We start from the raw sequence: 14,326 nt of genomic DNA on the forward strand, positions 1-14,326 counted from the left end.
CCTCGTCGCCGGCCCCGCTAAATGCCCGGATCCGTTAGCCCGGGAGTTCGCAGTTTGTGAGTCCTGAGCGCATTGCCCGCCTCACACCCCCTAGTGAGCCATACACGTCTAATCCCTTGAGACGAACCTAGTTCTGGACGGGCCAGGAAGAACGGGTAATCGGTACTCGTTTTTCAGATTAGGTAGTACTCGGATTGGCGGTTCCGGTACTCGAATTCCGGTCCGCGCCTACGCCACCTTCCCCACGCTGCGCAGAAGTGTCAGCCAACATGGACCCAGGGACGTTTGGTGACGTCAGGCTCCGCCTCGCGCAGCACTTCACGGGTGACCGGAGCGATCTCGCCCTCGCCGAGGAACAGGAACCGCAGGAGGTTGGTCACTGGGTTCCCTTCAGTCCAACGGAAGTAGATGTGCGGCATCAGACCGGTCACGTCCCTGATGTGGAGCAGGACGGAGGCAATAGTGTTGGGGACGACGGGGCCATGCACTTCCAGGACCCGGTATCCGTGGCGGCTCACGCCGTTCACCCTCAGTTCTGTCTCGAAATCAGAGGAATCCTCGACCACCACTTCGAGGAACAGAGCCTCGTGTTCGAGGGGCAGATGGCTGACCTCGATCGCCGAGGTGAGCTTGTTCCTGTAGGCCTCGGCCGTGAGCCGGAGCGGCTCATGGGCAATGATCGCGATCGGTCCGTCCAGGGTGGAGGACATGAATTCGAGGGCCTGCCGGTCAAGATGAACGTGCGTGGCGTGCAGTTCGAAGGAGCGGCGTATGCGTGAGAGCAGGGAGATCACGATGATGCCCAAGATGAAGACGCCGGCGATCCTGATGCCTTCTGGCCGTTCGAACATATTGGCGATGGTGGTGTAGGTAAACACGACGGAAATAGCGCCGAAGCCTATTGTGCGTTTACGCTGCTTCCGCCGGCGCGCCGAAAGAGTGACAGCAACAGCTGCGGAGGTCATCAATACCAGGACGCCGGTGGCGTAGGCACCGCCCTGGGCGTCGACGTCGGCGTCGAAGAGGAAAGTGATCAGGAACCCTACCAGGGTAAAGACCAGCACTAGCGGACGGACCGCTTTGGCCCATCCGGGGGCCATTCCGTAGCGCGGCAGGTACCTCGGTACCAGGTTCAGCAGCCCTGCCATGGCGGAAGCGCCAGCGAACCAGAGGATGGCGATGGTGCTGATGTCGTAGACGGTCCCGAATTCGACGCCCAGGTACTCATGCGCAAGGAAGGCCAGGGCGCGTCCGTTCGCCTGCCCGCCAGGTTCGAATTCCTGTGCCGGGATCAGGACGACGGTAATAAAGCTGGTGGCGATCAGGAAGCCACTCATGATCACGGCGGCCGTGGTCAGCATGCGGCGGGTTCCGCGGATACGGCCGGCAGGGTTTTCAGCCGTATCAGCCTCGTCTCCCCTGACCTGGGGCATGACAGCCACTCCCGTTTCGAAGCCTGACAGGCCAAGGGCAAGTTTGGGAAAGACGAGAAGTGCGATGGCCACGACCATGAGCGGGTCACCATGGGAAGTCCAGAGTGTCGTCCACCAGTCTCCGAGGTCAACAGGGTGTGTGAACACCTCCCTGAGAGTCACGACCACGACCACCGCGTTGAGGCCGAGGTAGAGGACCACGAGGGCGACGGCGACTCCGATGGCTTCCCTGAAACCCCTAAGGAACACCGCTGCGAGCAGTGCCAGCAGGAACAGGGTGACCACGACATTCTGGCCCTGCAACCACCCGGGGGCGATGGGGTTCTGGATCAAGTGCGCGCTGGCATCGGCGGCCGAAAGCGTCATGGTGATCATGAAGTCCGTCGCGGCGAACCCCAGCAGGATGAGGACAAAAAGCTTGCCGCCCCACCGGGGCAGCAGCCGTTCGAGCATCGCGATGGAGCCCTCTCCGCGGTGGCTTTCCCCGGCAACCCGCCGGTAAACCGGCAGGGCGCCGAACAGGGTGACTGCAACGAGCACCATGGTGGCAAGCGGCGAGATGGCACCGGCGGCAAGGGCCGCGATCGCCGGCTGATAGCCGAGGGTGGAAAAGTAGTCCACGCCCGTCAGGCACATGACCTGCCACCACGAATGCTTCTTTTCGTGGGCGGTGGTCACTCCACCCGGGCCCTGGTGGGTGCCTTTGCTGTCCTGAAGACCGAACAGCAGCCAGTTCCTTAGAGCCGCCTTACCTCCAGGGGGAGGCGTCGATGGATCTGCCGGGGGCCTGCTCAACGTGGTCATGAATTTCCTTTCCGCGCGGCAGATCGCGCCGCGGACACAGCCGAAACTAACACCTGTGAAAAACCGTGAACCGTGAAAGGCGTATTTATTGACGAATCATTTACGCTGGCCGGCGGGAGGGCCCGGCTGCCTGTAGGGAGTGCGCGTCTGCCGGGTCAGGGCTCGAAGCGGTACCCCATTCCCGCTTCAGTCAGCAGGTGCCTGGGTCGCGCCGGGTCGGCTTCAAGTTTGCGGCGCAGCTGTCCCATGTAGACCCGCAGGTAATGAGTTTCGCTGCTGTATCCCGGGCCCCAGATCCTGGTTAGCATCTGCTGCTGGGTTATGAGCCGTCCCGGGTTACGGACCAGCAGTTGAAGGATGGCCCATTCCCGCGGTGTCAGCCGCACCGGTGCTCCGTTGCGGGTGACTTTCTGGCTTGCCAGGTCTACTTCGAAGTCCCCGACGTCGACAGCTTTCACCTGTTCGCCTCCGTCCGACGTGGAGAGCCTCCGCTCGGCGACCCGTAGCCGTGCCAGGAGTTCATCAAGGCCGAAGGGTTTGGTGACGTAATCATCGGCTCCCGCGTCCAGGGCCCTAACCTTGTCCGCGGATCCGTGCCGGGCAGAAAGCACGATGATCGGTGTGCTGCTGGATCGCCGGATCTTGGTGATGACGTCCACCCCGTTGATGTCCGGTAGGCCCAGGTCGAGAACGATGACATCGGGATGGTTGCTGGCGGCGTACTGGAGCGCGCTAGTCCCGTCGAGGGCTGTCAGTACCTGGTAGCCCTCGGCATGCAGATTCACCTGTAACGCACGGAGGAGTTGCGGTTCGTCGTCCACGACAAGCACGGTCCTCATGCGTCACCTGTTTCTGAGTGGCGGGAACCGGGGCGCACTTTCTCCGGTCCGGCGGAAAGAGGCAGCCGGATCACGACCGTCAGTCCCCCTCCTGGTGTCGGTTCTGCCACGAGCTCTCCGCCCATCGCTTCCGTGAAACCTTTAGCCACAGCCAGCCCCAGGCCTATGCCGAGGCCCTCAGGTGCGTCATCGAGCCGCTGGAACGGCTCAAACATTGCCACCACATCAGCCGCCGGCACGCCCTGACCGTGGTCCACGATGCGCAGTTCCCCGCAGGGGCGTCCGTGGACGACGGTGGCCCCGGGGCCACTGGAGGGCCCCACGATGACAATGTCAGAGTGGGGTGCGTATTTCAGGGCGTTCTCCACGATGTTTGCGATGACGCGTTCAAGCATCCCAAGGTCTGCATCCACCGGGGGCATGTTTGCGGCAAGGTCGATCCGGATTGCTCCGACGGGTACTCCCCGCAGAGCCTCTTCGATGGCATCACGCCAGGTAACGGGGGCGGTAAGGGGGGCGGCGGACCCGCTGGAGATTCGCGACATGTCCAGAAGGTTGCCCACGAGGGAGTCGAGGCGGTCCGCATAGGATTCGATGGTGTCGAGCATTTCAGCCCGTATCTCTTCGGGAAGCCTGCGCTCCTGGCGCTGAAGGGCGGTGACCGCAAGCTTGATCCCCGCCAGGGGTGTCCTTAGATCATGGCTGACGGCGCGCAGAATGGATGTCCGAATGCTGTTGCCCTCAGCCAGTTTCGTGGTGTTCCTCAGTCTGAGCTGCAGTGAATGTCGTCTCTGCAACAGGAGAAGGTGGGCCCCGTGCGCTGCCAGCAACCGCCGGTCACCGGCAGTCAGAGTCCTGCCCGAGATCACCAGGGCGGTCTCGGGATCGGCCAGTTCAACAGCATCAGTGCCGGATTCCCCGGAATGCGGGGGCGGGGGAGGGGCGTCACCTGAAAACGCCCGAAGTTCCCAGTCGCCGCCATTCTCGGCGGAGCTGGTGAAGAGACCCGCGGAACGGACCCGGAAGGTCTCCCGGACCTTCTCCAGGAAGGCAGCAACTGTATCGTCCTCAACCAGTGCGTCCCTGGCCAGATCAGCCAGTGTCGCCGCCTCGGCGCGGGCCCGGGCTGCTTCCCGCGCCCTTCTGGCCGAGAGACCCACGACCAGCGACACGGCAATGGCGGCGCCCAGGAACACGAGCAAGGCGAAGAGGTTCTGCGGGTCACTGATGCTCAGGTTCCCGACCGGATCGGTTTCGAAGTAGTTGAGCAACAGCGAGTCCAGGATTGCCGCGAGTACTGCGGGCGCGAGGCCACCGATGAATGCCACCGCCATTACTCCAGTCAGATGGACGAGCACCTGTGTGGCAAAGTTCAGGTCCGGCGCAAATGACAGCAACGCGGTGGCCAGGACGGGGATGAGTACGGCGAGGATAAAACCGGCGGTTGTCCTGGTCCGGCCCAATGCCCCAAAGCGAGGCAGCGGCAGGCCGGGACTTCCCAGGGGGCGGGAAACCATATGGACGTCAATGTCGCCCGATCCCCGGATCACCTTGGCCCCCACACCGCCGCCCAGAAGGCGCCCGGTCAAACCTCCATGCGAGATACCGACGACGATCTGGGTTGCGTTGACGCTGCGGGCAAAGTCCAACAGCGACTCTGCCGGGTCATCGCCAGCCACGGTGTGGTAACTGCCGCCCAGGTCGGTGACGAGCCGGCGTTGTGCCTCCGCGGCCTGCGGGGACTCCCGGGCTTGCCCTTCAGGGCGCCGAACGTGAACAGCCAGTAAGTCGCCGCCGTTGACCCGGGACAGGATCCGGGATGCCCTTCGGATCAGCGCTTCACCATCCGGACCCCCCGTGAGTCCGACAACCACGCGCTCCCTGGCCGGCCAGTTCGTGATGATGCCCTGACTGGCGCGGTATTTCGCCAGCCCTTCATCCACTCTGTCGGCCAGCCAGATCAGGGCGATCTCCCGCAGGGCAAAAAGGTTGCCAAGCCGGAATTCATTGGCGAGGGCGGCGTCGACCTGCCCCCGGGGATAGATGTTGCCATCGAAGAGCCGCTGCCGCAGCAGCTCCGGCGAAATGTCCACGAGCTCGATTTGGTCTGCCTGGCGCACAATCTCATCGGGCACGGTTTCGGTCAGGGGCACCCCGGTGATGCCACCAACCACATCCCGAAGGGAGGCAAGGTGCTGGATGCTGACAGTGGAGAGTACATCGATACCGGCGTCGAGCATCTCATCGACATCCTGCCATCGCTGTTCATTTCGTCTGCCGGGTGGGTTGGAATGTGCGTAGTCATCAACGACGGCGACTTCCGGATGCCGGGTCAAAACGGCCTCCATGTCCAATTCCTCGATCTCGACGCCCTGACCTTCGAAGCGCCGGGCGCTAATGATCTCCAGGCCTGTCATGAGCTCCCGCGTTTCCGGCCGGCCATGGTCCAGCGCAATTCCTATCGCAACGTCCTTCCCGTTGGCCTGGAGCTGGTGGGCCTCCTGCAGCATGGCAAAAGTCTTGCCCACTCCGGGCGCCGCGCCCAGAAAAATGCGGAGAGTTCCTCTTGCCATACCCACAGTCTGTCAGTTTAAAAAGCTGGACCAGCGTATTGAGTCTCGGCCTTATTGACCCTACGACACATCCGTATGCTGAGACGGCTATCTCGCGATACGGGACGAGATTCTAGGCTCAAGATCATGATGAAGTTCTCGACCTTCCCTCCTTTCGTTGACTGGGGCTGGTGCAACAGCCATTCGGGGGAGTTTGTCTTCGCCGACACCCGCTGGTATCTGGATGGCTCTTCAGGGCGCGACGCTTACCACGCCGGGCACATCCCTGAGGCCGTTTTTGTTGATCTGGACCGCTCCCTCTCCGGCCCGGCGTCGAAGGAATCGGGGAGAAACCCGCTGCCCGATCCGGAGGTGTTTGCCCGGGGGATGCGTGAAGCTGGAATCAACAGTTCAGATACCGTTATCGCTTACGACGACGCCGGCGGCGTTATTGCTGCCCGGCTCGTCTGGATGCTCAGGGTCACCGGGCACCGGGCCGCCATACTCGACGGCGGGCTCGCCAGCTATCCGGGAGGGTTGGAGACCGAGGTATCCAACCGTCCTCAAGGAGACCTCACTGCCCGGCCCTGGCCGGAATCCCGGATAGCGGATATCTCCGAGGCATCCCGTGGTGACTACAGGGTGGTGGATGCCAGAAACCGCGACCGCTTCGACGGCAGCCAGGACCCCATTGACCCCCGGCCAGGACATATACCGGGTGCTGTGAACGTGCCCTGCCGCGAGAACCTGGATTCATCCGGCAAACTCCTCCCCGCGGACCAGCTGCGCGGGAATTTCGAGCGCGCCGGCATCCGTTCAGCCGAGGGCGTCATCAGTTACTGCGGATCGGGAGTGACTGCCTGCCACAATCTCCTGGTGCTGGAAAAGCTGGGAGCGGGGCGGGGCAAACTGTTCGTCGGGGGCTGGTCGCAGTACGCCCACCAAACAAGCCTTCCTGTCGAAACCGCTTGAGAGAAATCAACTTCCGAACAGGGTTGACTCGCGCGGCGCGAGCACTAACAATTAGTTTCTATAACGTTGTAGAAATTAGAAACGAGGACGCTTCATGGCCACTGCAGAATCTGGCGCAGCAAACATCACCATCGACCCCGCCTACACGGTAGGACCCGTCCGGCGCCGGACGTTTGGTGCCTTCGTGGAGCACCTGGGCCGCTGCGTGTACACCGGCATTTTCGAGCCCGGGCACCCCAAGGCCGATGAGGACGGCTTCCGCACGGACGTGCTGGACCTCACGCGCGAACTGGGCGTCAGCACTGTGCGTTACCCGGGTGGCAACTTTGTCTCCGGCTACCGCTGGGAAGACGGGGTGGGCCCTGCAGAGCAGCGTCCGGTGCGCCTGGACCTGGCCTGGCACTCCACCGATCCCAACCTGGTTGGAGTGGACGAGTTCGCCAAATGGTCCGCTAAAGCCGGTGTGGAACCCATGATGGCGGTCAACCTGGGCACCCGCGGTACCCAGGAGGCTCTGGACCTGCTGGAATACTGCAACATCGACGGCGGCACGGCCTTCGCCGACCAGCGCAAGGCCAATGGTGCGGAGAACGGCTACGGCATCAAAATGTGGTGCCTGGGGAACGAAATGGACGGCCCGTGGCAGATCGGCCACAAGAACGCCCTCGAGTACGGCCGGCTCGCTGCCGACACGGCCCGCGGCATGCGCATGATCGACCCGGACCTGGAGCTCGTGGCCTGCGGCAGTTCGTCTCCTGGCATGGACACCTTCGGGGAATGGGAACGCGTGGTCCTGACCGAAACCTACGACCTGGTGGACCTGATCTCCGCCCACCAGTATTTCGAGGACTTCGGCGACCTTCAGGAGCACCTGGCCGCGGGCCACAAGATGGAATCCTTCATCCGCGACATTGTCAGCCACATCGACCACGTGAAGTCTGTGAAGAAGTCCTCCAAGCAGGTAAACATCTCCTTTGACGAGTGGAACGTCTGGCACGCGAGCCGCGGGGAGTCCAGGACACCCACGGGCAAGGACTGGCCGGTGGCCCCCGTGCTGCTGGAGGACATCTACACGGTGGCGGACGCCGTCGTCGTCGGTGATCTCCTGATCACGCTGCTGCGCAACACTGACCGGGTGCACTCCGCCAGCCTGGCCCAACTGGTCAACGTCATTGCCCCCATCATGACTGAACCGGGCGGCCGCGCGTGGAAGCAGACCACCTTCCACCCATTCGCCCTAACATCCCGGCACGCGTCCGGCACGGTGCTTCGGCTCGCCGTCGAGTCACCGCTGGTCAGCGGGGGGAAGACGGCCGATTTCGCCGCGCTGTCCGCCGTGGCAACGATCGACGTCGAGAGCGGCGAGGCCGTGGTGTTCGCGGTAAACCGCTCTACGACGGATGCGCTGACGCTTGATGCAGCCGTGGCCGGGCTTGGCGATGTCCGGGTCACGGAAGCGGTCACCTACACCAACAAGGACCCGTACTGGCAAGCCACCGCCGATGACTCGACGTCAGTCCTGCCCGCCGAGAACGTCACGGTGAAGGCCGACGCCGGCCGGCTCACCGCCGAGCTGCCTGCCGTGTCATGGTCTATGATCCGGCTTGCTGTGGGCTCCTAGTCCGGCACCCGGAAAGAACTCGTCCCTTTCAGTTTTTGTCCAGATAAGGCGCGCTCGTCGACTCCTGCTCGATCTGGACAAAAACTCCGGGCCCATGACTCGGGCGGGAGCAGGTGGAAGGATGGGGGACATGGAACTTCATATCACCGGTGACCCCGCTGCCGACAAACTCCTGAGCGACGACGCCTTTGCGCTCCTGACAGGCATGCTGCTGGACCAGCAGGTGACCATGGAGTCCGCCTTTGCGGGCCCGGAGAAAATCCGGGCCCGCATCGGGTCGATCGAACCGGCCGCCGTCGCCGCCTACGATCCGCAGGCTTTCATTGAGGTGTTCAAGGAGCGGCCGGCGGTACACCGTTTTCCCGGCTCCATGGCAGGACGTGTCCAGGCGCTCGCCGAAGCAGTCCAGCGTGACTGGGACGGCAACGCAACCATGATCTGGACCAAGGGTGACCCCGACGGCAATGAGGTGTTGCGGCGTCTGCAGGAACTGCCAGGATTCGGGGAACAGAAGGCGAAAATATTCCTGGCACTCCTGGGCAAGCAGCGCGGGCTCCAGGCACCGGGATGGGAGGAGGCCGCAGGCCATTACGGCCGGGCAGATGCGTTCCTCTCGGTTGCCGACATCGTGGATCCCGAGTCGCTAGCCAAGGTGCGGGCCAGCAAGCAGGCGGCAAAGGCTGCAGCCAAGGCGGCCAAGAGCTAATTCGGGCATGGCACACCTTTGGCCTTTCGTAACTGTGGGTTGTTCCGTGCGGGCTACCATCTGCAACGATGTACTCAAACGGATCGCAAGGAGAGTCAGCACCAATGGCAGTCACTATGAACGACGTCGCACGGGCCGCGGGCGTCTCGCTCAAGACGGTATCGAATGTGCTTAACGACTATGAGTTCATCCGTCCTGCCACGAGGCAGAAGGTCAATGAGGCGATCGCTGAGCTGGGGTACGAGGCGAACCTGACAGCGCGGAGCCTGCGCTCGGGGAAAACGCGCATGCTGGGCCTTGTCCTGTCCGATCTCTCCGTGCCGTACTACGGGGAGCTTGCCTCCAAGCTGATGAAGGTGGCTTCCCTGCGCGGCTACCGCGTCTTGGTGGAGCAGTCGGATGCCAACGTTGACAACGAGCTGAGTGCCCTGCAGGGACCCTTCCGGCAGCTGACTGACGGGCTGTTGTTCACGCCGCTTGCCATGGAGGCCGATGCGGTTGCCTCCAGCCGGGGCAACAAGCCGGTGGTGCTGCTGGGGGAGTACATCCTGGACGCCCGTTTTGACCTGGTCACCATGAAAAACGAAGAAGCCGCGAGGGCGGTCACAGCCCATCTCCTGGCGGGGGGACGCCGCCGCGTTGCCGTCGTGGGGGCGCACCCGGAGGATTCGGGGGGCAGTGCGGGGTTGCGGCTCAGCGGTTACCGGAAGGCACTGGAGGACGCTGGAATTGCCTTCGACCCGGCGCTAATGGCGCCCGGTGGATGGTGGCGTGATGCCGGGGCTGCCGCCGTGGCTGGCCTGCTGGACGCCGGTGTTCCTTTTGACGCGGTATTCGGCCTGAACGACACACTGGCGCTGGGCGCGATGCATGAACTGCTCATCCGGGGTATCAAAGTGCCGCAGGACGTTGCGGTTGCAGGCTTCGACGACATTGACGAGGCGCGGTTCGCGTCCCCGTCGCTCACCACGGTTTCACCCGGCATGGACGAGATCGCGGAACGCTCCATCGGCCTGCTGATCGACAGGATCGAAGGGCTGCAGCCCGAGGATGATGGGGTACACGTCGAAGCGGACTTTATCCTGAAGATCAGGGAGTCCGCGCCCTAAGGGCCGGGTCCCAGGGTTAGTCTTACTGCACCTCTTCGAACACTGAAAGGGCGCCCCACATGATTGCCTTGCTGGTCATCGACATGCAGAACGCCTACTTTGAGGATCCGGCACTGGCAGCCAAGCAGGAACGCCTGGTCGGCGCCTGCAATGAGCTGCTGGATGGATTCTCCGCCAACAGCCACAAGGCGCTGCTGATCGGGTCTGAACACGAACGCGACAAGTCCACATGGTCGCTGAACATGCTCGACGACGACCAGGGGTTCATCTTCCGCGGCGGCACACAGGCCGAATTTGTTGCCGGACTGGACATCAGTGGGTTGCCACAGCTGGTCAAGACCCGGGACAGCGCCTTTGTGGGGACGGACCTCCTGTCCCGGCTTCGGAACTGGGACGTGGATGAGGTGGTCCTGGCGGGGGTGTCCACGCACAACTGCATCGCCCAGACTGCCGCGGATGCGTTCGCGAGGAATATCAGGGTCACCTACGCCGAGGATGCCATGGCGTCAGAGGATACCCAGGCTGCCGCGGACATGCTCCGGATCCTCTCGGCTGAATACCGCCAGCCCGTGCAGTCAAACGACGTGATCCTCGGCAGGCTGCGGTCCGGCGGGATTGGATGAGGCAGATCGGAAACCTCACCGAAACCTGACCCGCCTACTGTGGTCACACGCCAATTCCACGGCTGTTGAAGGGAAACCAGATGCATTTGATGCCCCGCGAGCAGGAAAAGCTCATGATTGTGGTGGCCGCCGATCTTGCCCGGCGACGGCAGGCCCGCGGACTCAAGCTCAACTTTCCGGAGGCCGTGGCCGTCATCAGTTATGAACTGATCGAAGGCGCCCGGGACGGCCGGACCGTGGCAGAGCTCATGAGTTACGGCACAACGCTCCTCACCCGCGATGACGTCATGGAGGGAGTGCCGGAAATGGTCCATGACGTCCAGATCGAGGCGACTTTCCCTGACGGCACAAAACTTGTCACCGTCCACGATCCGATCCGCTAGGGGCATGCCATGATTCCAGGAGAGTACATCCTTCGCTCGGAGCCCGTGACGGTGAACGCCGGGCGGGAGGCGATCGACGTCGTCGTCGTCAACACCGGCGACCGGCCGGTGCAGGTGGGCTCGCACTTCCACTTTGCCGAGGCGAACCGTGCGCTGACCTTCGACCGTGAGGCCGCGTACGGACGGCGGCTGGACATTCCTGCGGGAACCGCGGCGCGGTTCGAACCTGGCGACAGCAAAACGATACGGCTGATCGAACTGGCCGGAAGCCGTGAGGTATACGGGCTCAGCAATGCCGTCAACGGCTACCTTGCGGCGGCAGGGGGCGGTATCAAGTGAGCTTCGACATTCCCCGCCGGCAGTACGCGGACCTGTACGGTCCGACGACCGGTGACGCCATCCGCCTCGCGGACACCGAACTGTTCCTGGAAATTGAGAAGGACCTTACCGTCTACGGGGAGGAAGTCGTGTTCGGCGGCGGCAAGGTCATTCGTGACGGAATGGGCCAGAACGGCCAGGCAGTCCGGGATGAGGACGTTCCGGACACCGTGATCACCAATGCGGTCATCCTGGACTACACCGGCATCTACAAGGCGGACATCGCCCTCAAGGACGGCCACATCTTCAGGATCGGGAAGGCCGGCAACCCGCAGATCACCGACGGCGTGGATATCGTCATCGGGGCCAGCACCGAAATCATCGCCGGGGAACGGAAGATCCTCACCGCCGGCGGCGTGGACACCCATATCCATTTCATCTCCCCGGACCAGGTACCCACTGCCCTCAGCAGCGGGGTGACCACCATGGTGGGCGGCGGTACGGGCCCCGCAGAAGGCACCAAGGCCACCACCGTGACGCCCGGTAAGTGGCATATCCAGCGGATGCTCCAGGCGGCTGAAGGCCTCCCCATCAACATTGGCCTGTTCGGCAAAGGGCATGCGTCCGCCGTCGAACCTTTGGCAGAGCAAATCCGGGCAGGTGCCATCGGGCTCAAAGTCCACGAGGACTGGGGTTCCACCACGTCATCGATAGACAACTCGCTGAAGGTGGCAGACGAGTACGACGTGCAGGTGGCCATTCACACGGACACCCTGAACGAGTGCGGCTTTGTGGAGGACACCATCCGGGCCATCGACGGCCGTGTCATCCACACCTTCCACACCGAGGGTGCCGGCGGCGGCCATGCCCCGGACATCATCAAAATCGCCGGGCTGCCGAACGTACTGCCCGCCTCCACCAACCCGACTCTGCCCTACACGCGCAACACCATCGAAGAGCACCTGGACATGCTGATGGTCTGCCACCACCTCAACCCGGACATCCCGGAGGACGTGGCATTCGCCGATTCCCGCATCCGTGCTGAGACCATCGCGGCCGAGGACGTCCTGCAGGACCTGGGGATCTTCGCCATCACATCCTCGGACTCGCAGGCCATGGGCCGGGTTGGTGAGGTGATCACCCGCACCTGGCAGGTGGCGGACAAGATGAAGAAGCAGCGCGGCGTGCTCAAGGACCCCCAGAGGGACGGCGCAGGGGACCATGCAGCCGGGACTCACGGTTCCGCCGTCGGCTCCGGGGCGGACAGCGACAACTTCCGCCTCAAGCGCTATGTGGCCAAGTACACGATCAACCCCGCAATCGCCCAAGGGATGGCGGATTCGATCGGTTCCGTGGAGGAGGGCAAGTTCGCGGACCTGGTGCTCTGGGACCCGGCGTTCTTCGGCGTGAAGCCCGAGCTGGTGCTCAAGGGAGGGCAGATCGCCTACGCACTGATGGGCGACGCCAACGCCTCGATTCCCACTCCGCAGCCGCGCACCATGAGGCCCATGTTCGCGACCTTTGGGAAGGCGCTGCAGCAGTCCTCCATCACCTTCCTGTCGCAGGCCGCCATCGAGGCGGGAGTGCCGGAGGAACTGGGGCTGCAGAAAGTGATCCGGCCGGTCACGGGGATCCGCTCGCTGACCAAGGCGGACCTCAAGTACAACGGTGCCACTCCCGACATCCAAGTGGACCCGGAGACCTATCAGGTGACGGTCGACGGCGAGGATGTCACCTGTGAGCCGTCCGACGTCCTGCCCATGGCCCAGCGCTACTTCCTCTTCTAGAACCCCGGAGCTGAACGTGATCATCGAAAAGATCCTCGGCAACCTGCACGAACTGCCTTCAGGTTCGGCTCAGTACGCCGGATTGCATCAGGAGAAAGTGGTGCTGCCCAGCGCTCAGCTGGTCAAACGCATCCAGCGCGTCACCACGGACCATGGCAAGGAGATCGGCATCCGGCTTCCGTCGGGATCCGGTGACCTGCGCGACGGCGACATCCTGCACCTGGCCGAAACCAACATGATCGTGGTGTCCGTCCTCCCCACGGACGTTCTGGTCATTGCGCCTACGTCGGTCTACGAGATGGGCATGGTGGCGCACTCCCTGGGCAACCGGCACCTGCAGGCACAGTTCTTCGACGCGTCCTCGGAGTACGGTGCCGAGGTCATGGTGTGCCAGTACGACCACACCGTCGAGGACTACCTTAAACATGTCGGCGTGCCCTACGGCCGCCAGGAACGCGTTCTGCCCGTCCCCTTCCGCCATGCCGAACATAGCCACTAATCCCTTGCCCGGTTACCAGCTCGCACTGCAGCAGCTGACTGACTCCGCGCTTCCGACCGGGGCGTTTGCCCACTCGCTGGGCTTTGAGACGTATATCGACCGGGGTTTGGTACGTGACGAAGAGTCGTTTGGGGTTTGGTTGGGTGCGTTCATCTCCCAGCCGCTGACGTACTCCGACGGGCTTGCCATTCGCTTCCTGTACGAAGGCTGGGCCGTTGGTCACCTGGATGCGCTGCTGTCGGCGCAGTTACTGCCGCGGCAGGTGCGGGAGGCCAGCATCAAGATGGGGACCCGGCTGATCGAGATCGGCTCGGAGGTGTTCCCTTCCGCGGAGCTGGAACTGTACCGGGAGCTCGTGGCGTCAGGCCGGGCCGCAGGCCATCAGCCGCTGGCTTTTGCCGTCGTCGCCCGTTCACTGGGCGTTCCGCTTGCTGAGGCGCTCGCCGCTTACTTGTTCGCCGCAGTCACCTCGCTGACCCAGAACGCCGTCCGGGCCATCCCGCTGGGGCAGAATGCCGGCCAGCGGCTGCTGCGGGACGCGTCCGACGGCGTCGCTGCCGCCGTCGTGCAGATCGGTCACCTCGCGCCGGACGACTTCGGGGCGGTCAGCCCCGGACTGGAAATTTCGCAAATGCGGCACGAGCGTCAGCGCGCCCGTATGTTCATGAGCTAGCAGGAGG

The 14,326-nt window shown here is 63.4% G+C and carries 13 protein-coding genes; 10 read left to right on the forward strand and 3 right to left on the reverse strand.

All coding sequences use genetic code 11. The features are described from left to right. Positions 1–260 precede the first annotated feature (260 nt). From J7E83_RS19960 to J7E83_RS19970, 3 genes are all read right to left on the reverse strand, one after another. Positions 261–2,237, reverse strand: coding sequence for an amino acid transporter (locus tag J7E83_RS19960; protein WP_214965685.1), 1,977 nt, complete (start codon positions 2,235–2,237; stop codon positions 261–263). A gap of 155 nt (positions 2,238–2,392) precedes the next feature. Further along, positions 2,393–3,076: a response regulator gene (locus tag J7E83_RS19965; protein WP_214965687.1), complete on the reverse strand. Its 684-nt coding sequence runs from the start codon at positions 3,074–3,076 to the stop codon at positions 2,393–2,395. Then, the gene (locus tag J7E83_RS19970; protein ID WP_214965688.1) at positions 3,073–5,649 is read right to left on the reverse strand and encodes a DUF4118 domain-containing protein; all 2,577 of its coding nucleotides are present in this window, start codon (positions 5,647–5,649) and stop codon (positions 3,073–3,075) included. The genes J7E83_RS19965 and J7E83_RS19970 overlap by 4 nt, the downstream gene beginning before the upstream one ends. A gap of 126 nt (positions 5,650–5,775) precedes the next feature. Here J7E83_RS19970 and J7E83_RS19975 point away from each other — a divergent pair, with 126 nt between their 5' ends. The 10 genes from J7E83_RS19975 (at position 5,776) to J7E83_RS20020 (ending at position 14,319) form a co-directional block, all read left to right on the forward strand. Next, complete coding sequence (locus tag J7E83_RS19975) at positions 5,776–6,600, forward strand: sulfurtransferase (RefSeq protein WP_311379818.1); 825 nt, start codon at positions 5,776–5,778, stop codon at positions 6,598–6,600. A gap of 94 nt (positions 6,601–6,694) precedes the next feature. After that, positions 6,695–8,221 carry an alpha-N-arabinofuranosidase gene (locus J7E83_RS19980; RefSeq protein WP_214965690.1) on the forward strand — a complete coding sequence of 509 codons (1,527 nt, stop codon included), beginning with the start codon at positions 6,695–6,697 and terminating at the stop codon, positions 8,219–8,221. Positions 8,222–8,342: 121 nt separating this feature from the next. Next, on the forward strand, positions 8,343–8,927 hold the full coding sequence (locus J7E83_RS19985) for an HhH-GPD-type base excision DNA repair protein (RefSeq protein ID WP_214965692.1): 585 nt from the start codon (positions 8,343–8,345) through the stop codon (positions 8,925–8,927). A 104-nt stretch (positions 8,928–9,031) separates the two neighbouring features. Beyond that, entirely contained in the window at positions 9,032–10,036 is a 1,005-nt protein-coding gene (locus tag J7E83_RS19990; RefSeq protein ID WP_214965694.1) for a LacI family DNA-binding transcriptional regulator, read from the forward strand. Positions 10,037–10,095: 59 nt separating this feature from the next. Continuing rightward, a complete protein-coding gene (locus J7E83_RS19995; RefSeq protein ID WP_214965696.1) occupies positions 10,096–10,659 on the forward strand; it encodes a cysteine hydrolase family protein in 564 nt (187 codons plus the stop codon). A gap of 80 nt (positions 10,660–10,739) precedes the next feature. Continuing rightward, on the forward strand, positions 10,740–11,042 hold the full coding sequence (locus tag J7E83_RS20000; protein WP_214965698.1) for an urease subunit gamma: 303 nt from the start codon (positions 10,740–10,742) through the stop codon (positions 11,040–11,042). 9 nt (positions 11,043–11,051) lie between these two features. Continuing rightward, a complete protein-coding gene (locus J7E83_RS20005) occupies positions 11,052–11,381 on the forward strand; it encodes an urease subunit beta (protein ID WP_214965706.1) in 330 nt (109 codons plus the stop codon). After that, a complete protein-coding gene (ureC, locus tag J7E83_RS20010) occupies positions 11,378–13,147 on the forward strand; it encodes an urease subunit alpha (RefSeq protein WP_214965714.1) in 1,770 nt (589 codons plus the stop codon). The genes J7E83_RS20005 and ureC overlap by 4 nt, the downstream gene beginning before the upstream one ends. Before the next feature lie 16 nt (positions 13,148–13,163). After that, complete coding sequence (ureE, locus tag J7E83_RS20015) at positions 13,164–13,646, forward strand: urease accessory protein UreE (protein ID WP_214965715.1); 483 nt, start codon at positions 13,164–13,166, stop codon at positions 13,644–13,646. Then, entirely contained in the window at positions 13,627–14,319 is a 693-nt protein-coding gene (locus tag J7E83_RS20020) for an urease accessory protein UreF (protein WP_214965722.1), read from the forward strand. Before ureE ends, J7E83_RS20020 begins: the two co-directional genes overlap by 20 nt. The last annotated feature ends 7 nt before the right edge of the window (positions 14,320–14,326 follow it).

The organism is Arthrobacter sp. ISL-48 (assembly GCF_018613805.1).
In the GTDB taxonomy this organism is placed as follows: Bacteria; Actinomycetota; Actinomycetes; order Actinomycetales; family Micrococcaceae; genus Arthrobacter.

What these genes read in the sequence shown, in the direction of transcription:
- J7E83_RS19960 (WP_214965685.1), bottom strand. Translation starts at nt 2,237, where the DNA reads ATGACCACGTTGAGCAGGCCCCCGGCAGATCCATCGACGCCTCCCCCT.
- J7E83_RS19965 (WP_214965687.1), bottom strand. Translation starts at nt 3,076, where the DNA reads ATGAGGACCGTGCTTGTCGTGGACGACGAACCGCAACTCCTCCGTGCG.
- J7E83_RS19970 (WP_214965688.1), bottom strand. Translation starts at nt 5,649, where the DNA reads ATGGCAAGAGGAACTCTCCGCATTTTTCTGGGCGCGGCGCCCGGAGTG.
- J7E83_RS19975 (WP_311379818.1), top strand. Translation starts at nt 5,776, where the DNA reads ATGATGAAGTTCTCGACCTTCCCTCCTTTCGTTGACTGGGGCTGGTGC.
- J7E83_RS19980 (WP_214965690.1), top strand. Translation starts at nt 6,695, where the DNA reads ATGGCCACTGCAGAATCTGGCGCAGCAAACATCACCATCGACCCCGCC.
- J7E83_RS19985 (WP_214965692.1), top strand. Translation starts at nt 8,343, where the DNA reads ATGGGGGACATGGAACTTCATATCACCGGTGACCCCGCTGCCGACAAA.
- J7E83_RS19990 (WP_214965694.1), top strand. Translation starts at nt 9,032, where the DNA reads ATGGCAGTCACTATGAACGACGTCGCACGGGCCGCGGGCGTCTCGCTC.
- J7E83_RS19995 (WP_214965696.1), top strand. Translation starts at nt 10,096, where the DNA reads ATGATTGCCTTGCTGGTCATCGACATGCAGAACGCCTACTTTGAGGAT.
- J7E83_RS20000 (WP_214965698.1), top strand. Translation starts at nt 10,740, where the DNA reads ATGCATTTGATGCCCCGCGAGCAGGAAAAGCTCATGATTGTGGTGGCC.
- J7E83_RS20005 (WP_214965706.1), top strand. Translation starts at nt 11,052, where the DNA reads ATGATTCCAGGAGAGTACATCCTTCGCTCGGAGCCCGTGACGGTGAAC.
- J7E83_RS20020 (WP_214965722.1), top strand. Translation starts at nt 13,627, where the DNA reads ATGCCGAACATAGCCACTAATCCCTTGCCCGGTTACCAGCTCGCACTG.